General features: G+C 53.9%; 17 protein-coding genes and 3 tRNA genes. 10 read left to right on the top strand and 10 right to left on the bottom strand.

Going from position 1 to position 17,615, the window contains the following annotated elements:
- Window positions 1–33: 33 nt before the first annotated feature.
- Window positions 34–1,359 (bottom strand): amino-acid N-acetyltransferase, encoded by a 1,326-nt coding sequence (gene argA / locus KAJ71_RS19185; RefSeq protein ID WP_248947139.1) that lies wholly within the window; start codon window positions 1,357–1,359, stop codon window positions 34–36.
- A 228-nt stretch (window positions 1,360–1,587) separates the two neighbouring features.
- Between argA and amiC the strand changes: the two genes are divergently transcribed.
- Entirely contained in the window at window positions 1,588–2,838 is a 1,251-nt protein-coding gene (gene amiC / locus KAJ71_RS19180; protein WP_248947138.1) for an N-acetylmuramoyl-L-alanine amidase AmiC, read from the top strand.
- Between the two features lie 104 nt (window positions 2,839–2,942).
- On the opposite strand, the gene KAJ71_RS19175 is transcribed toward amiC, so the two are convergent.
- From KAJ71_RS19175 to KAJ71_RS19165, 3 genes are all read right to left on the bottom strand, one after another.
- Window positions 2,943–3,019, bottom strand: a tRNA-Met gene (locus tag KAJ71_RS19175).
- Between the two features lie 63 nt (window positions 3,020–3,082).
- A tRNA-Met gene (locus KAJ71_RS19170) sits at window positions 3,083–3,159 on the bottom strand.
- Between the two features lie 65 nt (window positions 3,160–3,224).
- A tRNA-Met gene (locus tag KAJ71_RS19165) sits at window positions 3,225–3,301 on the bottom strand.
- A gap of 237 nt (window positions 3,302–3,538) precedes the next feature.
- On the opposite strand from KAJ71_RS19165, the gene mltA reads away from it, so the two are divergent.
- Window positions 3,539–4,684 (top strand): murein transglycosylase A, encoded by a 1,146-nt coding sequence (gene mltA / locus KAJ71_RS19160; RefSeq protein ID WP_248947137.1) that lies wholly within the window; start codon window positions 3,539–3,541, stop codon window positions 4,682–4,684.
- A gap of 85 nt (window positions 4,685–4,769) precedes the next feature.
- Window positions 4,770–5,576, top strand: coding sequence for a tRNA cyclic N6-threonylcarbamoyladenosine(37) synthase TcdA (gene tcdA, locus KAJ71_RS19155; RefSeq protein ID WP_024484294.1), 807 nt, complete (start codon window positions 4,770–4,772; stop codon window positions 5,574–5,576).
- Here tcdA and csdE read toward each other — a convergent pair.
- Both csdE and csdA read right to left on the bottom strand, forming a co-directional pair.
- Window positions 5,567–6,001: a cysteine desulfurase sulfur acceptor subunit CsdE gene (gene csdE / locus KAJ71_RS19150; protein ID WP_248947174.1), complete on the bottom strand. Its 435-nt coding sequence runs from the start codon at window positions 5,999–6,001 to the stop codon at window positions 5,567–5,569. The two genes, tcdA and csdE, sit on opposite strands and share 10 nt — an antisense overlap.
- 19 nt (window positions 6,002–6,020) lie before the next feature.
- The gene (gene csdA / locus KAJ71_RS19145; RefSeq protein ID WP_248947173.1) at window positions 6,021–7,226 is read right to left on the bottom strand and encodes a cysteine desulfurase CsdA; all 1,206 of its coding nucleotides are present in this window, start codon (window positions 7,224–7,226) and stop codon (window positions 6,021–6,023) included.
- A gap of 193 nt (window positions 7,227–7,419) precedes the next feature.
- Here csdA and KAJ71_RS19140 point away from each other — a divergent pair, with 193 nt between their 5' ends.
- The 4 genes from KAJ71_RS19140 to rlmM all read left to right on the top strand — a co-directional run bounded on the left by KAJ71_RS19140 (window position 7,420) and on the right by rlmM (window position 10,630).
- The gene (locus tag KAJ71_RS19140) at window positions 7,420–7,644 is read left to right on the top strand and encodes a YgdI/YgdR family lipoprotein (protein ID WP_248947136.1); all 225 of its coding nucleotides are present in this window, start codon (window positions 7,420–7,422) and stop codon (window positions 7,642–7,644) included.
- Between the two features lie 524 nt (window positions 7,645–8,168).
- Entirely contained in the window at window positions 8,169–9,086 is a 918-nt protein-coding gene (locus tag KAJ71_RS19135; RefSeq protein ID WP_024484298.1) for a transcriptional regulator GcvA, read from the top strand.
- Between the two features lie 52 nt (window positions 9,087–9,138).
- On the top strand, window positions 9,139–9,534 hold the full coding sequence (locus KAJ71_RS19130) for a DUF423 domain-containing protein (RefSeq protein ID WP_248947135.1): 396 nt from the start codon (window positions 9,139–9,141) through the stop codon (window positions 9,532–9,534).
- Window positions 9,527–10,630 carry a 23S rRNA (cytidine(2498)-2'-O)-methyltransferase RlmM gene (gene rlmM, locus KAJ71_RS19125; RefSeq protein WP_248947134.1) on the top strand — a complete coding sequence of 368 codons (1,104 nt, stop codon included), beginning with the start codon at window positions 9,527–9,529 and terminating at the stop codon, window positions 10,628–10,630. The genes KAJ71_RS19130 and rlmM overlap by 8 nt, the downstream gene beginning before the upstream one ends.
- Before the next feature lie 30 nt (window positions 10,631–10,660).
- Here the strand turns inward: rlmM and xni are convergent, their stop codons facing one another.
- From xni to queF, 3 genes are all read right to left on the bottom strand, one after another.
- A complete protein-coding gene (gene xni / locus KAJ71_RS19120; protein WP_248947133.1) occupies window positions 10,661–11,419 on the bottom strand; it encodes a flap endonuclease Xni in 759 nt (252 codons plus the stop codon).
- Between the two features lie 235 nt (window positions 11,420–11,654).
- Window positions 11,655–13,019 (bottom strand): nucleotide 5'-monophosphate nucleosidase PpnN, encoded by a 1,365-nt coding sequence (gene ppnN / locus KAJ71_RS19115; protein ID WP_248947132.1) that lies wholly within the window; start codon window positions 13,017–13,019, stop codon window positions 11,655–11,657.
- A gap of 184 nt (window positions 13,020–13,203) precedes the next feature.
- Window positions 13,204–14,049: an NADPH-dependent 7-cyano-7-deazaguanine reductase QueF gene (gene queF, locus KAJ71_RS19110; protein ID WP_248947131.1), complete on the bottom strand. Its 846-nt coding sequence runs from the start codon at window positions 14,047–14,049 to the stop codon at window positions 13,204–13,206.
- A gap of 63 nt (window positions 14,050–14,112) precedes the next feature.
- Here queF and syd point away from each other — a divergent pair, with 63 nt between their 5' ends.
- Window positions 14,113–14,661 (top strand): SecY-interacting protein, encoded by a 549-nt coding sequence (syd, locus tag KAJ71_RS19105; protein WP_248947130.1) that lies wholly within the window; start codon window positions 14,113–14,115, stop codon window positions 14,659–14,661.
- Between the two features lie 619 nt (window positions 14,662–15,280).
- Here syd and KAJ71_RS19100 read toward each other — a convergent pair.
- On the bottom strand, window positions 15,281–16,519 hold the full coding sequence (locus KAJ71_RS19100; RefSeq protein WP_248947129.1) for an MFS transporter: 1,239 nt from the start codon (window positions 16,517–16,519) through the stop codon (window positions 15,281–15,283).
- A 152-nt stretch (window positions 16,520–16,671) separates the two neighbouring features.
- Between KAJ71_RS19100 and KAJ71_RS19095 the strand changes: the two genes are divergently transcribed.
- On the top strand, window positions 16,672–16,998 hold the full coding sequence (locus KAJ71_RS19095) for a YqcC family protein (protein ID WP_248947128.1): 327 nt from the start codon (window positions 16,672–16,674) through the stop codon (window positions 16,996–16,998).
- Between the two features lie 136 nt (window positions 16,999–17,134).
- Window positions 17,135–17,578, top strand: a complete 444-nt coding sequence (yidI, locus tag KAJ71_RS19090) for an inner membrane protein YidI (protein WP_248947127.1) — start codon at window positions 17,135–17,137, stop codon at window positions 17,576–17,578.
- Window positions 17,579–17,615: the final 37 nt, after the last annotated feature.

The following is a 17,615-nucleotide window of genomic DNA, read 5'->3' as shown; positions in this document are numbered from 1 at the left end:
GAGGGTTAACCACACCCAGGCTGAAGCCCGCAGTCAAAGATCGGCCAACAGGATCTTCGAGCGGCGCTGGTAGTTATATAAAGCCTGTTTCTGCATCGGCAGCACGTCGACTTCTGCCGGTGTGAAGCCGCGCTCCTGGAACCAGTGGATGCTACGCGTGGTTAGCACAAACAGCTTTTGTAGCCCCATCTGGCGCGCCTGGCTCTCTACCCGTTGCAGCAGCATCTCGCCCCGCGATGAGCTACGGTAATCCGGATGTACCGCCACGCAGGCCATTTCACCAATCTTCTCTTCCGGGAATGGATAGAGTGCCGCGCAGGCGATGGTCAGGTTATCGCGTTCGATAATCGTGAACTTGTCGATTTCCATTTCTAACTGTTCACGCGAACGGCGCACTAAAATCCCTTGTTGCTCCAGTGGACGGATCAACTCAAGTATCCCACCGATGTCGTTAATGGTGGCCCGGCGTACCTGTTCGGCGCTCTCCATGACGATTTGGGTACCAATCCCGTCGCGTGAGAACAGCTCCTGTACCAGCGCACCATCCTCCTGATAGCTGATCAGATGGCTGCGGCGTACCCCGCTGCGGCAGGCCTTTACTGCGCCGCGCAGGAAGCGCACGGTGCCGGAATGGTAGTCACCTGCTTCTTCCAACTGCTCGATACGTTTTTGCGCATCGTTGGGGAACAGCTCGGAAAGGATATTGCCTTCCTCATCGGTCACCCCTTGTGATGAACAGAAGCCGATCATTTTCTCGGCCTTCAGCTTGATCGCCAACTGGGTGGCAACTTCTTCTGAGGTCAGGTTAAAGCTTTCACCGGTTACCGATACCGCTACCGGGCCAATCAGCACGATGGCCTTACTGTCGAGTTGGCGATGAATGGCTTCTTCATCAATACGGCGGATACGGCCGCTGTGGCAATAATCAACGCCGTCATCCACGCCCAGCGGTTGGGCGATAATAAAGTTGCCGCTCACTACGTTGATGTGCGCCCCTTGCAATGGGGTGTTATTCAGGCTCATGGAAAGCCGTGCGGTAATATCCAGCTGTAACAAACCGGCGGCCTGCTTGACCAACTCTAGCGTATGGGCGTCGGTTACCCGGGTATGCTTGTGGTAAATCGGTTGGTAGTTATGCTGCGCCAGATTGCTGTCAATCTGCGGCCGTGCGCCGTAGACCACCACCAAACGAATGCCCAGGCTATGTAACAGCCCGATATCGTTGACGATACTGGAAAAGTTTTCATGTTCAATAGCTTCGCCGCCCAGCATGACGACAAAGGTCTTGCCACGGTGAGTATTGATATAGGGAACTGAGTGACGAAATCCTTGCACCAGCTCTGTACTACGTTCCTTCACGGCAAGACCTCTTTTGCATATTTATACGGTATTTTTGTATTTTTATTCTTTTATAGCACCAAAGGCAAGCGGGAAATGAGAGGTTTTTTTCAGCCAAATGCGCTAACTGATTAATAAATTGAAAGATCATAAAAAGATTTTCTGATGACAGCGGTGAATGGATTGGGTAAAGTTTTTGCCATTGTTTTTTTTTGCTGTTTTTTTAATCGTTATTTTTACCGGAGCCGCATGCCTAACTCTAATCACAATCTGGGTCGCCGTCGTTTGTTGCAGGGGGTTGCCGCAACCTGGTTGCTGAGTGTGAGTCGCGTTGGTTTCGCCGCTGCTTCTCATGTGATTGCCGTCCGTGTCTGGCCTTCCTCGACCTATACCCGAGTCACGTTGGAATCCAATGTCCCATTGAAATACAAACAGTTTGCCCTGACCAATCCAGACCGCATCGTGGTGGATGTGGAAGGGGTACAGCTAAATAGCGTGCTTAAAGGTATTGCCGGGCAGGTGCGCAAAGAAGATCCCTATCTGCAACAGGCGCGGGTGGGTCAGTTTGATAAGAATACCGTCAGGCTGGTGCTGGAACTCAAGCAAAGTGTCAGCCCGAATATGTTTACCCTGGCACCCGTTGCCGAATACCGCAACCGTCTGGTGATGGATCTTTATCCTACCAAAGCGGGCAGCGGTGAAGAGTATGATCCGCTGCTGGCGTTGCTGGAAGATTACAATAAGGGCGATGTGGCGCGATCGTTACCGGCAGAAGCACCGCAGGCCGGTAAGGCTGGGCGCGATCGGCCTATTGTGATCATGCTCGATCCTGGGCACGGCGGTGAAGATCCGGGGGCCATCGGCAAAAATAAAACCCGTGAAAAAGATATCGTGTTGCAGATCGCCCGTCGTCTCAGTGCGCTGATCAAACGCGAACCAAACATGAAAGTGTTTATGACGCGCAATGAAGACGTGTTTATCCCATTAAAGGTGCGCGTAGCCAAAGCGCGTAAGCAGAGGGCCGATCTGTTTGTCTCGATCCATGCCGATGCCTTTACCAACGGTGCAGCCCGCGGTTCCTCGGTGTTTGCGCTTTCCACCAAAGGGGCAACCAGCAACGCCGCCAAGTTTCTGGCGCAAACCCAGAACGCCGCCGATGACATTGGCGGGGTCAGCAAGAGTGGCGATCGCTACCTGGATCACACCATGTTTGATCTGTTGCAGACCGCCACCGTTAATGACAGTTTGAAGTTCGGTAAGGAAGTGCTGAACCGGATGGGTAAAATTAACCGCCTGCACAAGAATCGTGTCGATCAGGCCGGCTTTGCCGTATTGAAGGCCCCGGATATTCCGTCGATCCTGGTGGAAACGGCGTTTATCAGCAATCTGGAAGAAGAGCGCAAGCTGCGCACCAGCCATTTTCAGCAGCAGGTGGCGGAGTCTATTCTGGCCGGGATCAAAGCCTATTTCGCCAACGGCGGCGCATTGGCAAGACGTTAAACCCAGCGTAGCCCAAGGAGGGGCTGCGGAGTAAATGGGTAAGGTAGGGGAAATTCAGATACAAAAAAACACCCGTTAAGGTGCTTGTCTGATGTTATCAAGATTGGTTGCGGGGGCCAGATTTGAACTGACGACCTTCGGGTTATGAGCCCGACGAGCTACCGGGCTGCTCCACCCCGCGTCCGTCTTGATACTGATATTATCGAACCAACCCTTCATGTGATACCGCCATTGCCGTATCGGTTGGTTGCGGGGGCCAGATTTGAACTGACGACCTTCGGGTTATGAGCCCGACGAGCTACCAGGCTGCTCCACCCCGCGTCCGTATAATACCTTTTCTTTCATCGAATCCAACACATTTTTGATACCGTTATCACAGTATCGGTTGGTTGCGGAGGCCGGATTTGAACCGACGACCTTCGGGTTATGAGCCCGACGAGCTACCAGGCTGCTCCACCCCGCGTCCGATGGAAGCGCACTATACTCTCCAGGCATTTTGTTGCAAACCCTTTTTGCATATAATTCATCGAAAGCCATTTTTATGCTGAATTAGTCCCCAATTTGCGTTTTTTTTCATCATAATCATCTGGCTGGGAATTTTTAGCGGTAGCGATTCCTTTATCTATAGCCGTTTGTTATCGTTCAGCCAGTTTACCCGTATCCATTGGGTATGGAACATATCAGTCTGAGAGAGTGTGCAATGAAAGGACGTTGGGGCAAATACCTGCTCGGTGGGTTAGTGGCTGCGGTACTGGCCGGTTGTTCGTCAAAACCGACTGACCGGGGGCAGCAGTATAAAGATGGTCATCTGGATCAGTCGCTGGAGTTGGTGAATCGCCCCAATGCCAGGGGGGCCCCGATCAACGGCCAGGATTACTCCAACCAGTTGATGGAGATTAAATACGCTTCGCCGTCGCTGTTTAACCGCAATAACTCTACCTATCAGGCGGTACAGAGTTGGATGGCGGCGGGGGCGGATACGCGCCAACTGAACCAGTTCGGCCTCAGCGCCTATCAGATGGAAGGCGTAGACAGCTATGGCAACGTCCAGTTCACCGGCTATTACACCCCGGTGCTGCAGGCGCGTTATACCCAACAGGGCGAATTCCGCTACCCGCTGTACAGCATGCCAGGCAAAGGTAAGCGCCGCCTGCCGGATCGTGCCGGTATTTACTCTGGGGCGCTGGATAGCCGTTACATCATCGCTTACACCAACTCCCTGATGGATAACTTCATGATGGAAGTGCAGGGCAGTGGTTATGTCGATTTCGGCAACGGCCAGCCATTGGTGTTCTTTGGTTATAGCGGCAAAAACGGCCACGCTTACCGCAGTATCGGCAAGGTGCTGATCGATCGCGGTGAAGTGGCCAAGGCTGATATGTCCATGCAGGCGATTCGTCAGTGGGCGGATACCCACAGCGAAGCTGAGGTGCGCGAACTGCTGGAGCAAAACCCGTCGTTCGTGTTCTTCCACCCGGTGCCTTTTGCTCCGGTGAAAGGGGCCAGCGCGGTACCGCTGATTGCCAAAGCCTCCGTGGCTTCCGATCGTTCCCTGATCCCGGCCGGGACCACGTTGCTGGCAGAAATCCCTTTACTGGACAACAAGGGCAAGTTCACGGGAAAATATGAAATGCGCCTGATGGTCGCTCTTGATGTGGGCGGTGCCATCAAGGGCCAGCACTTTGACATGTACCAGGGGATTGGCCCAGAAGCCGGCCACTCGGCTGGGTTCTATAATCACTATGGCCGGGTCTGGGTATTGAAAGGCGGCAACCCTGGGGCGCAGTTGTTCAGCGCCAATCAACCTTTGACCGCCTCGAGTGGTTCTCAGTTGGTTACCCGTTAGGTTAGATCGGGTGAACATGTTCCCTGACAAATTGAGGGCCGGATTTCCGGCCCTGATCGTTTGCAACCAAGGTAAGTAAAGCAAGATGAGCACAGCCTATTCAGAGGCCTATCTACAGCGTTTTGGCGGCACGGCACGCCTGTATGGCCAATCGGCATTGGCACTGTTTGCCCAGGCGCACGTTTGTGTGATCGGTATTGGCGGGGTGGGTTCATGGGCGGCTGAAGCGCTGGCACGAACCGGCATTGGCGCGATCACTCTGATCGACATGGATGACGTATGCGTCACCAACACCAACCGGCAGATCCATGCCTTGCGCCAGCATGTTGGCCAGTCGAAAACCGAAGTGATGGCAGAGCGGATCCTGGCGATCAACCCGGAATGCCGGGTGACCTGCGTAGATGATTTTATTACCCCAGATAACGTCGCTGAGTTGTTGAACCATAACTTCAGCTATGTGATTGATGCTATTGACAGCGTGCGGCCTAAAGCGGCGTTGTTGGCCTATTGCCGCCGCTTCAAGATCCCGGTGGTCACTACCGGCGGTGCCGGTGGGCAGATCGATCCTACGCAGATCGCCGTGGCCGATCTGGCAAAAACCATCCAGGATCCACTGGCAGCTAAACTGCGCGAAAGGTTGAAGAACGACTTTAACGTGGTGAAAAACAGCAAAGGCAAGCTGGGCATTGATTGCGTCTTCTCCACCGAGCCGCTGGTATATCCACAGCCGGATGGCTCAGTGTGCGCCTCACGCAGTACCGCAGAAGGGCCGAAGAGAATGGATTGCAGCGCCGGTTTTGGTGCGGCGACCATGGTCACCGCGACCTTTGGCTTTATTGCCGTATCCCACGCGCTGAAGAAGATGGTGGCAAAGGCGGCACGTCAGGCATAGCTGGCAGCAATGGCGTGCACCCTGGCGGCCAAGGCTGCCAGGCCGCTGGCTCGGGTGGCGCTGAGCTGGGCACGCAGCCCTAAGTTATCAAATAGGGCCAAGGGATCGATGGCTAAGACCTGCTGCGGCGTTTTGCCTTCGACTGCGGTCAGCAGGATCGCCAGCAGACCGCGCACAATGCGTCCTTCGCTGTCGCCATAAAAATGCAGCGTCCCATCAGCTAACAGTTGGTGCCCCAACCAGACCCGGTTTTCGCAACCGCTCAGCTCCATCTCCGTTTGCCGCAGATCTGCCGTCAGCGGTGGCAAGTGTTTCGCCAACATGATCAGTTGGCGGTAACGGTCTTCCCACAGCGCCAGCGCACTGAAGGTTGTTATCAGCGCCTCTGCGGTGATTTCACGGCCAAAAGGGTGAGGGGCAAGCATCGGTTCTCCGTTTTGCATCTTATTCCGCCAGCAATTCGATGGCGTTAACTAACGCTATTACCAGAGCATCGACGTCTTCCTGCGTATTATAAGGCGCAAACGACGCACGTAATGTTCCGCTGACCCCTAATGCGGCGATCAAGGGTTGGGCGCAGTGCTGGCCCGCGCGTACCGCGATGTTTTGTTCGGCTAACAGGGTGACGATATCGCTGTGGTGGATCCCGGCGATATCAAAGGCCAACAGGCTGGAGCCGGAACTGCGGAAGCTGCGAAAGCCAGGTAACTGCTGCAAACGCTGTTCGGCATTTTGCGCCAGGGCGCGGCTGTATTGCTCGGCGGCGGCCATATCCTGCGTTTCCAGCCAGCTCAATGCGGCGCCCAGCCCAAGTACTCCGGCAATGTTCGGCGTACCGGCTTCAAAACAGTGTGGCGGTTTTTGTGGCGTAAAGCCGTTGAAAGAAGCCTGCGTCAGCATTTTTCCGCCGCCTTGCCACGGCCCCATTTGGGCCAGCAACGCGGTTTTGCCATACAACGTACCAATACCGGTTGGGCCATAGAGTTTATGCGCGGAGAAGGCGTAGAAATCGATATCCAGCCGCTGAACGTCGGCAGGGCAATGCACAATGCCCTGTGCGCCGTCGATCATCACTACTGCGTTCACCGCATGGGCCAACTCAATAGCCAGCGCGATATCAGGGCAGCCTCCCGTGACGTTGGACATTTGCCCCAAGGCCAGAATGCGGGTTTTTTCGCATAACAGCGTAGGGAGCAGCGTCAAATCTGGCAGGCGATCGGGGCCAAGCGGGAGCTTCACTACTTCGGCACCGGTCTGTTCTGCCACCATCAACCACGGGATCAGGTTGGCATGATGTTCCGCCTCGCTAACCAGGATCTGATCCCCGGGCTGCAGGCGTGGGCGAGCATAGCTTTGCGCGACCAGATTGATGGCTTCCGTGGTGCCGCGCGTCCAGACGATATCGTCCGCACAAGGGGCATTAATCAGGGTGGCAACCTGCTGGCGTGCCTGCTCAAAGCGCTGGGTCAAATCCTGCGCCGCACGATGTTGGCTGCGGTGTACGGTGGCGGCATCTGCGCTGTAAAACTGCTGCGTGGCTTCGATCACCGCCTGCGGTTTTAGCGCGGTGGCGGCACTGTCCAGATAAATTCCCGCCTGTTGAAGGGCCGGGAACTGGCTGCGGAACAAGGTAGGTTCAAAAGGCTTCATCGGCTGATTTTCAGTGGCTTTGTCAGCCATTGATCCTGTCCTATTTTGCCGTCAGAGACAAGTTATCCCGATCAATTGTCGCCGTTTCCTGGAAATCTGACGGAAGTTTGTTATGCTGAATATTGGCATGCAAATGAGTTCCTTAAATAACAGAAATGAGTTTTACAGCATTTTTATCTGCAAGGAGTCAAAAATGAACAAGACAGCCACAGTTATCTCTGCCCTGATGCTTACGTTTACCCTAGCAGCCTGCTCAAGCAACTACGTCATGCATACCAACGATGGACGCACCATTGTCGCTGATGGAAAACCTAAAGTGGATGAAGATACCGGGATGATCAGCTACAAAGACGCCAACGGGGTTGAGCAGCAGATTAACCGTGCTGATGTGAAGGAAATGGTTGAAGGTGATCAGTGATTTTCAAGTAACACAGTAATTTTCAGGCAAAAAAAAGCACCGCAAAGTTGGCGGTGCTGCATAAAATCACTATGGACAGACAGGGTAAATGTACAGGAAGTGAAAAACAGTAGCCTAGCTACCATGTCCGAATTGGCGGACAAATTGCAAACACAACATCACAACCACAAGCCAAAAGTTCATCGGCGTCTTCGACACCCAATTCCTTTTCGTTCCGGCCCAGGAAGTGCCGCCACTATAGGTATTTACTGGCGCATGCTCAACGGACAATTTATAATGGATCGGATTAAAAAAACTAATGGCAATGGTTCACTCAAGTGGACTTATGGCGTTATGGATAGAGCTGCCAAGTCTATTATGCGAAATCATTCGACAAATGTTACATAAATGTAGCTATACCCAATGAATTTCAAGTGACAGGTAGGCGGCAAATGCGGGAATCCGCAGGAGCTTACTGAGGTAAGTGACTGGGGTGAGCGCATGCAGCCAACAACGCTGTAGCTTGAAAGACGAAGGGGATAGTCATGTCTAAACGTTTACCTCCACTTAATGCTCTGCGGGTTTTTGACGCGGCAGCCCGCCATTTGAGCTTTACCAAGGCGGCAGAGGAGCTGTTTGTTACCCAAGCTGCAGTCAGCCATCAGATCAAGTCTCTGGAGGATTTCCTGGGGCTGAAACTGTTTCGACGGCGTAACCGTTCGCTGCTGCTGACGGAAGAGGGGCAGAGTTATTACCTGGATATCAAAGAGATTTTCTCTTCGATCAATGAGGCAACACGCAAGCTTCAGGCGCGCAGTGCCAAGGGGGCTTTGACCGTCAGTCTGCCGCCAAGTTTCGCCATTCAGTGGCTGGTGCCACGCCTTTCCAGCTTTAACTCAGCTTATCCGGGAATCGATGTGCGTATCCAGGCCATTGACCGCGAAGAAGAAAAGCTGGCGGATGACGTTGACGTGGCGATTTTTTATGGTCGTGGCAACTGGCCGGGGGTGCGTACCGAGCGTTTGTATGCGGAATATCTGCTGCCGGTTTGTTCTCCCAGTCTGCTAATGGGCGATCATGCACTGAAAGTGCCGGGCGATCTGGCTTATCATACGCTTCTGCATGATACTTCACGCCGCGACTGGCTGGCATACACCCGCCAATTGGGGTTACAGCATATCAACGTGCAGCAAGGGCCGATCTTTAGCCATAGCGCCATGGTGGTGCAGGCGGCCGTTCATGGCCAGGGGATTGCGCTGGTGAATAACGTGATGGCGCAAACCGAGATCGAAGCCGGTCGTCTGGTTTGCCCGTTTAACGATGTGTTGGTAAGTAAAAACGCTTTTTATCTGGTATGTCATGACAGCCAGGCAGAACTGGGTAAAATAGCCGCCTTTCGCCAATGGATCTTGGCGCGTGCGGCCAGCGAACAGGAGAAGTTCCGCTTTCGCTATGAACAATAGGGCCGGCTGCGGTGATGTTGTGGCTGGTTAATCTCGATTAAGGTGAAAAATAATGAGTAGCCGTTCCATGCTGATTTTTGCTGCTATCAGTGGTTTTGTCTATGTTGCTCTGGGCGCCTTTGGTGCGCACGTATTGAGTCGTGCGCTTGGGGTCAATGAAATGACTTGGATCCGTACCGGGCTTGATTACCAGGGTTTCCATACTCTGGCGATCCTGGGTATGGCCGTTGCCATGCAGCGTCGGGTCAGCCTGTGGTTTTACTGGAGCGGAGCGTTGTTGGCGCTCGGCACCGTGTTGTTCAGCGGCAGCCTGTACTGTCTGGCGCTGTCTCACCAAAAGGTTTGGGTTTATGTCACGCCAGTGGGCGGGACCTGCTTCCTGATCGGTTGGGTATTGATGTTGATTGGCGCTTTGCGTCTGAGGAAAAAGGCCGAGCGCCATGAATAAGATCGCGTTGTACTGCCGCCAAGGCTTTGAGAAAGAGTGCGCGGCGGAAATCACCGACAAGGCCGCCCAGTTGGAAGTGTTTGGCTTTGCCAGAGTCAAAGACAATAGCGGCTATGTGCTGTTTGAATGTTACCAGCCGGACGATGCCGATCGCCTGGCGAAAGAAATCCCGTTTCGTGAGCTGATCTTTGCCCGCCAGATGCTGGTGGTGGGAGAACTGCTGCGTGATTTGCCGCCAGAAGATCGGGTTTCACCGATTGTCGGTATGCTGATGGGCGTGGTCGATCGCGGCGGTGAATTACGGGTAGAAGTGCCGGATACCAACGAAAGCAAAGAGTTGCTGAAGTTCTGCCGCAAACTGACGGTGCCGCTGCGTACCGCCATGCGTGAACAGAAAGTGCTGATGGCCCGTGAGAACGCCACTCGCCCGGTGGTACACGTATTCTTTATCGCACCGGGTTGTTGTTACGTAGGCTATTCCTACAGCAACAACAACTCCCCGTTCTATATGGGGATCCCACGCCTGAAGTTCCCGTCCGATGCGCCAAGCCGCTCTACCCTGAAGCTGGAAGAGGCTTTCCACGTTTTCATCCCGGCAGACGAATGGGACGAGCGTTTAGGCAGCGGGATGTTTGCGGTCGATCTGGGGGCTTGCCCTGGCGGCTGGACCTATCAGTTGGTCAAACGTAGCATGATGGTGCATTCGGTGGACAACGGCCCGATGGCCCAGAGCCTGATGGATACCGGGCAGGTGACCCATCATCGCGCCGACGGTTTCAGGTTCGAACCGACCACCAGCAAAAACTACTGGGTGGTGTGCGATATGGTGGAGAAGCCGGCCAAGGTGACCAGCCTGATGATCCAATGGTTGCTTAAAGGCTGGTGCCGTGAGGCGATCTTTAACCTGAAGCTGCCGATGAAGAAGCGTTACGAAGAGGTGGCTCAGAACCTGCAAAGTATCCACGAAGCCTTGGCCAACGAAGGGATTAGCGCAGAGATCCACGCCAAGCAACTGTACCACGATCGTGAAGAGATCACCGTGCACGTACGCCGCATGTGGTCGGCAATTCCTGGCCGCCGCGACGAGCGCGAGTAAGATGTAAGGGCGTTGCTGCTGGCAGCGCCCTTAATTTATTGGCAAACGTAGCTGTTGCAGATTGCCGTCTAGCGTCAGATCGGTACGCAAAGTGGCGACCTGCTTGCTGATATAGGCCAGTTCGCGGTGCTCTAACAGCTTGCCGTGCCACTTCTCCGGCACCTGCTCCAGGTGTTGATACAGACCATCCAGACTCCCCATTTGTTGCAACAGCAAGACTGCCGTTTTTGGCCCGATGCCGGCAACGCCTGGGATCTTGCTGCTACCAATTCCTGCCAGCCCCCAATAATCCGTGAGCTGTTGCGGTAACACGCCAAACTCTTGCTGCACAAATGGCATATCCAGCCAGCGTTTCTGGAAGTAATCACGGATCTGTACGCTGGGTGCCAGTAGTTGGCAGTAGCCTTTGTCGGTAGAGACAATCGTCACCTGGTGGCCGCTAGCGGCCAGTTTCGCCGTCAGGGTTGCAGCCAGATCGTCCGCCTCATTGCCTGCGGAATGCCAACTGGCAACACCAAGTTCGGCAAACGCTTCGCGCAGTTGCGGCATTTCCTGATGCAGGTTTTCCGGCATTGGCGAGCGCCCGGCTTTGTAATCAGGCAGAATTTGGTGGCGCCAGCTCTCGCTGCGGTCGTCTTCGTCGAACACCGCCACGGCGTGGGTGGGTTGGCTGTGTTGAATCAACTGCTGTAGCGCATGCTTGCAAGCGTTGACACAAGGGGAGCCCTGCACCGCATGAATGCGGCGGATTAGGTTCAGAGCATCGACAATCAGTAAATGTATAGGCATATACTCGTCGTCTTTCAAGCTGTAGCGTTGTTACCTGCGTGCGTTACTCGCCCCTTCGGGACCGCTGCGAACAGCGTTCAAATCTGTTCCCGACAGATTTGTCACTCCAGTCACTTAGCTTACTAAGCTCCTGGAGATGAACGCACTTGTCGCCTAGCTACAGCTTGAAATCCATAGAGTGAAGGCAACAACGTCAGAAAATAAGGGCGGCTATGACGCCGCCCAGAGGTGATGATCAGGCTACGATCTCGTAGCAAGGAACGTAGGCGGTTCCCGGCAGTTTCATCCGGTGCTGGGCGACAAAGCCCTGCAACAGACTGTCCATCTGCTTCATCATCAACGGATCGCCATGCAGCTTGTAAGGGCCGAACTGTTCGATGGCATGAATGCCGTTCTCCTTCACGTTACCCGCCACGATCCCTGAGAACGCACGGCGCAGGGCCGCAGCCAACTGTTCCGCCGGTTGATTCGGGTACAGGTTGAGATTGGCCATGTTTTCATGACTTGGCTCGAAGGGGAGTTGCAGGTCCGGTGCAATACGGATCGACCAGTTAAAGCTGTAGGCATCACCGGTATTGCGGCGGTTTTCTTTCACCAGCGGCATGGCTTTTTTCATCTGACGGGCCACTTCGGCCGGATCGTCGATGATGATGGTGTAATGACGGCGTGCTTCCTCGCCCAGCGTATTCATGATGAATTCGTCCAGCACGCGGAAGTAATCGGCGCTCTCTTTTGGCCCGGTGAGGATCAGCGGCAGGACTTGTTCGCTGTTTTCCGGATTCATCAGAATGCCCAACAGATACAGCAGTTCTTCCGCAGTACCGACACCGCCAGGGAAAATGATGATGCCGTGCGCGATGCGCACAAAGGCTTCCAGACGTTTTTCGATATCTGGCATGATCACCAGTTCGTTCACCAGCGGATTCGGCGGTTCGGCGGCAATGATGGAAGGTTCGGTCATACCGATAAAACGGCTGTTGTGGTAGCGCTGTTGAGCATGACCGACGGCAGCCCCTTTCATCGGCGCTTCCATGGCCCCTGGCCCACAGCCGGTACAGATATTCAGCTCGCGCAGACCCAACTGGCTACCGACCTTACGGGCATACAGATATTCGTTTTCATTGATCGAGTGGCCACCCCAACACACCACCATATTCGGATCTTCGTCCAGGTGCAGCGTGCGGGCATTACGCAGGATGGAGAACACCAGATTGGTGATATGAACGGAGTCTTCCAGATTCAGGTGTTGGAAGCGCCCGGCGCTGTCCATTTGGCCGTGGACAAACAGGATATCGCGCAGCACGGCAAACAGGTTGGCCTGCAGTGAGCGAATAATGCGGCCATCAACGAAAGCCTCTTCTGGCGGGTTCACTAGCTCGAGTTTTACGCCGCGTTCACGGCGCAGCACGTTGATATCAAAGTTTTCATAACGCGACAGCAGCTGTTTGCTGTTGTCGGTCTGGCTACCGGAGTTTAACACCGCCAGGGAGCAGTTGCGGAACAAACGGTACAGGTCGCTGCTGGCGGTACGCTTCAGCATGTCAACTTCCAGCTGCGACAACAAATCCATAGCGCCAAGTGGGCTGATATGTGTAATCAAGGTAACTCCTTTGCGCCCACTATGGGGCGATAATAATCCTTACCTGCCTCTCTGCGCACTGCGGTAAGAATTTTGTATTGCCTACTGGAATGCCTGAGCAAAAAGCGGGCACTCTTGATTTAACCTTACCGCCGTCTCCGGATTTTTACCAATACAAACCGCCTGTTAGCTCAGTTGTTGAGCATTATTGGCGGGCCAGACGGCCATGCGCCGGTTCGAACGCCACATTGCTGCGCCAAGGGTTGATATCCAGACCACCGCGCCGGGTATAGCGGGCATAAACACTCAATTGTTGCGGCTGGCAGAAACGCAGTAGATCGTTAAAGATCCGCTCAACGCACTGTTCATGGAATTCGTTGTGATGGCGGAACGAAACCAGATAGCGCAGCAGGGCTTCGCGGTTGATCTGTGGGCCGCGATAGCGGATCTGCACTGAGCCCCAATCGGGCTGGTTGGTGATTAGGCAGTTGGACTTCAACAGATGGCTGACCAACGTTTCCTCAACGATTTGGCTACCGGCTGCGCCTGTTAGGTAGCCCGTATCGAACTCGTAGTTATCAATGCTGATGTCTTGTTGGTCAAGGCATTCGCCATCCAACCGGGCGATTGGGCTGCCTTCAAGCCGCTCGACGCTGAACAGGCTCACGCTGACATCCCCTTGCGCGAAGGCGCTGAGATCGCGTTGCAGCGTGCTGCGCACCGTCTCCCAGTCCGGGAAGTGGGTTTGGTTAAAGCTGTTGAGATAGAGCTTGAAGCTTTTGGACTCAATCAGGTTCACGCTGTTGGCATTCAGGCTGATTTCTCCCACCGCGACCTGCGGCAGCCCCTTGGCATTGAGCCAGGAAAGTTCATACAACGTCCAGATATCGGCACCGTGGAATGGCAGGCTATCGGGATAAAGCCCCAGCGGTTCCCGGTTCATGCTGCGAGGAACCGCTTGTAGCAGTGAGGCATCGTAGTTGTCACGGTATGCGGTTGGCTTGCCCAGCGTCAGTGCCGCCAGAGCCTGATGATCTTGATAGGAGGACATGAGCTGTCACCTTGGTGTGAGATAGGTACAATAGGCACTAGTTTACCGTATGCGAGAAAAAATATGGACCATGATGTATCGCACGCCCTGCGTGAATTTACCCAGCGCTATGTCGACGAATGGCTACAGCAGTACGGCCATGCCCCAGCTAGCCAGGAACTGTACGGCGTGGCTTCCCCCTGTATTGTCGAAAATCGCGATGACACGGTGCTGTGGCTGCCGCAGCCTTTTACGCCAGCGGCTAGTCTGGAAAAAGTTGAGCAGGCGCTGGAACTGCAACTACAACCGGATATCCACACCTTCTATACCCAACAGTATGCCGGGGATATGAGTGCGCAGTTCGGCGAGCATCCGTTGACGCTATTGCAGGTCTGGAGTGAAGACGACTTTATTCGACTGCAGGAGAATCTGATTGGGCATCTAGTGACGCAAAAACGCCTTAAGCTCTCGCCTACGTTGTTCCTGGCGACTACAGAATCGGAAATGACGGTGGTGTCGCTGTGTAATGTCAGCGGCAACGTGCTGCTTGAGCAATTTGGCAGCAAAAAACGTACGCTATTAGCCGCCTGTTTGGGCGATTTTCTCAATGCTTTACGCCCAAGTGTTAATTAATCGGCGAATTTGCCTTTAGTGCGTGTGAGAGATCTCTTACAAAAGCTGTGAGAGATCGCTTTTAATTTTTTACTTTAGCTGGTCTATTTTTACTAATTAATCATATATATCAATTTATTATATGTTTATTCCGATGTGAGTTAAGTCAAATTTACTGTAATCCGTCCTACATGCCCTTGTGAACGGGAAGGAAATAAGCGATCTTATGTCTACCGGAAGGAAGCCGGATGGAGCAGGAAAGCGTCAGGATGATGCAGCTTCAGGAAGAAGAAAAGGATGCACTCAGGAAGAGTGGAAGGGATTGGTATCAGGATGATACACAGGATGTTTCAGGATTGAAACCAGGGACACCTCCAGGACGGAGATAGAGAGCCAACACAGGATTGTTGGTGGGTCAGGAAGGCCGAGGAACCGCGTCAGGATGATGCTAGAGGATTTTGCGAAGGATTGTTTTGGTCAGGATGGCCGAAAGGAAAAGTTTTCAGGGATTGAGCAGGGAGCACACTTGTAGCGGGATTAGCTATAAAACGAACCGGGGGCACTGTTAACGCAGTGCCCCCAACTTTTTGTCTGGAGCAAAGGCCAGACAGCAAATCCTGCCTGGCTTCCCCCTCAAGGTTTATCCTATTGCTCCCAACGTATCACCTGTGCTTTGTTTCTTCGGTAACAGGAACAGCGTGGCGAAAATATCCAACAGGTAAATAGCGGCCAGCAGGCTGATCGCGGCAGTAAAAGAAACCTGAGTGACCAGTGCACCGATCACCAATGGCCCAAGCCCACCGACGCCGCGCCCCAGGTTGAACAGGATATTCTGCGCCGTGGCGCGAGCCTGTACCGGATAGGTGTCAGAAATCAGCGCACCGTAGCCACCAATCATCCCGTTAACAAACACCCCCATCAGTGCCCCAGCAAACAGCATCAGCGTGGGATCGGTAAGTTGCGCATAGCTTATGACCATCACGACGGCACCAATCTGGTAAATGACAAAGATGATCCAACGGGGAAAACGGTCGGCCAATACGCCGAACAGCCAGATACCGAAGGTCATGCCGATCACTGTGACTCCCGTCCAGACGCCGGATTTGGTCAACGAGAAGCCAAAGTTTTTGGCCAGATAGGTCGGCATCCAGATCATCAGCCCGTAATAGCCAAAGTTTTGCACCGAGCAGAGGATAAAGATCCCCAGGCTGGCCTTGCTGGTGGCACGATCTTTAAATAGCAGCTTTAATCGTTGAGTAAAGGAGAGTTGCTGTTCACTGGTTTTTTGCTGCGTAAACTCTTTGGGTTCGCCCATGGTTCGGCGAATAAGGAAGGAAACCAGCGCCGGCAGCAGGCCAACCAGGAACATACCACGCCAGCCGATATAAGGTAGCAACAGCGGGGTGAGGAAGGCAGCGGCAAGCACGCCGAGCTGCCAGCCCATGCCCACATAGGCCGAGGCGCGGTTGCGTTTTTCTGCGGGCCAGGCTTCGGCGATTAACGCCATGCCAATACCGAACTCGCCGCCCAGCCCAATCCCCGCCAGGGTTCGATAGGCGAGCAAATCCCAGTAGCCGACGGCAACGGCGCACAGGCCGGTAAACAGCGAAAACATCAGGATAGTGATGGTCAGCACGCGGATACGGCCAAAACGGTCGCTGAGATGGCCGAAGATCACGCCGCCAATCACTGCGCCGATCAATGTCCAGGTCACCAGCGAACCGGCTTGCGATGAGGTGAGACCCAGTTCAGTGGTGATCACCGGCAGCATAAAGCCGAGTATCAACAGATCGAAGCCGTCCATAGCATAACCGGTTACCGAAGCCAGCATGGCTTTACCGGGCGTAGCGTGATTTTTATTGAGTGATGTTGCGGGCATGTCTTTTATCATGTGTGATTTTTGGGTGCGCGTATTGTGCCGTGCCAGGCGTGGTGCCACCAGATAAAATTGGGTGCTTTGGGCTTAAATGTTATGCTTTGCCGTTCTCAGCCACAGGCTGATTAACAAGCTTAAATAGATCGGGAATGTCGATGAGTATATCCAACCAGGTTCGCCATAATTTACAGGCGATTGAACAATCCATGCGTGATTTGGCGCTGTGGCAGCTTATGCCGCCGGAAGCTGAGGCTTTTGCCAGCACGGAACCTTTTTGCATCGACAGCATGCTGGCTGAAGAGTGGTTGCAGTGGGTACTGTTGCCAAGGATGCATGCGCTGCTCGATGCCAATGCGCCACTGCCAACGCGTTTTGCCATCACCCCTTATTTTGAAGAGGCGCTGAAGGATAAACAGCCGAGCTGCCTGCCGCTGCTGGTACTGCTGCAACGGTTGGATTCACTGCTCAACATCGAGCTGTAATCGCACTCTGCGTAGGGGCTGCATGCTGCGCCCGCAATGCACAATTCACGCTGCACAGCTAAAATAGAGTTTCCACCGACGTGTGAAATTAGTGGATAATGTGCACATTACCGCGAGTAACCAAGGAGGGTTTCTCATGCTCAGAAAAAATATATTCGGTTGGTCGGGGATCGCGCTAGGCGGTTTGGCACTGTTATTGGCGATAGTCCATTTCTATGCCGGGCCATTTGCCCCTCAGCAGACGTTGGAAAGCCTCGTTGCTGGCAAAGCCGTGGCCATCAAAGAATCACTGCTGGCCTCACTGGCTGGTCATAAAATCCCTGAAAAGGTCTCGCGGCCTCACTATGATGTCGATCGGATATTGAAGATCGTCACAGCCATATTGGCGGTTGGTGCCGTGATCCTTGGCACGATTGCTGGGGTGTGTAAGGAAAACCCACGCGCGGTTTCTGCTGCGGTAATGCTCGGTATTGGCACGTTAGCTTTCCAAATTGCTCTGTTTGCTTTTGGCGTGGTCATGGCCGCTATTCTTGTTTTTTTGGTGTTGTTACTGATTTTGGGAATAGGTGTGGCCTGTTAGCTGCCTCGGTTCCGGCGTTGGGAATGTTGTCTCTCTG

It is taken from the genome of Serratia silvae, from assembly GCF_023282985.1.
GTDB classification, from domain to species: Bacteria; Pseudomonadota; Gammaproteobacteria; order Enterobacterales; family Enterobacteriaceae; genus Chania; species Chania silvae.
Note: the sequence above shows the minus strand (reverse complement) of the source record. Positions and strands in the feature narration are given on the sequence as shown.

What these genes read in the sequence shown, in the direction of transcription:
- amiC (WP_248947138.1), top strand. Translation starts at nt 1,588, where the DNA reads ATGCCTAACTCTAATCACAATCTGGGTCGCCGTCGTTTGTTGCAGGGG.
- mltA (WP_248947137.1), top strand. Translation starts at nt 3,539, where the DNA reads ATGAAAGGACGTTGGGGCAAATACCTGCTCGGTGGGTTAGTGGCTGCG.
- tcdA (WP_024484294.1), top strand. Translation starts at nt 4,770, where the DNA reads ATGAGCACAGCCTATTCAGAGGCCTATCTACAGCGTTTTGGCGGCACG.
- csdE (WP_248947174.1), bottom strand. Translation starts at nt 6,001, where the DNA reads ATGCTTGCCCCTCACCCTTTTGGCCGTGAAATCACCGCAGAGGCGCTG.
- csdA (WP_248947173.1), bottom strand. Translation starts at nt 7,226, where the DNA reads ATGAAGCCTTTTGAACCTACCTTGTTCCGCAGCCAGTTCCCGGCCCTT.
- KAJ71_RS19140 (WP_248947136.1), top strand. Translation starts at nt 7,420, where the DNA reads ATGAACAAGACAGCCACAGTTATCTCTGCCCTGATGCTTACGTTTACC.
- KAJ71_RS19135 (WP_024484298.1), top strand. Translation starts at nt 8,169, where the DNA reads ATGTCTAAACGTTTACCTCCACTTAATGCTCTGCGGGTTTTTGACGCG.
- KAJ71_RS19130 (WP_248947135.1), top strand. Translation starts at nt 9,139, where the DNA reads ATGAGTAGCCGTTCCATGCTGATTTTTGCTGCTATCAGTGGTTTTGTC.
- rlmM (WP_248947134.1), top strand. Translation starts at nt 9,527, where the DNA reads ATGAATAAGATCGCGTTGTACTGCCGCCAAGGCTTTGAGAAAGAGTGC.
- xni (WP_248947133.1), bottom strand. Translation starts at nt 11,419, where the DNA reads ATGCCTATACATTTACTGATTGTCGATGCTCTGAACCTAATCCGCCGC.
- queF (WP_248947131.1), bottom strand. Translation starts at nt 14,049, where the DNA reads ATGTCCTCCTATCAAGATCATCAGGCTCTGGCGGCACTGACGCTGGGC.
- syd (WP_248947130.1), top strand. Translation starts at nt 14,113, where the DNA reads ATGGACCATGATGTATCGCACGCCCTGCGTGAATTTACCCAGCGCTAT.
- KAJ71_RS19100 (WP_248947129.1), bottom strand. Translation starts at nt 16,519, where the DNA reads ATGCCCGCAACATCACTCAATAAAAATCACGCTACGCCCGGTAAAGCC.
- KAJ71_RS19095 (WP_248947128.1), top strand. Translation starts at nt 16,672, where the DNA reads ATGAGTATATCCAACCAGGTTCGCCATAATTTACAGGCGATTGAACAA.
- yidI (WP_248947127.1), top strand. Translation starts at nt 17,135, where the DNA reads ATGCTCAGAAAAAATATATTCGGTTGGTCGGGGATCGCGCTAGGCGGT.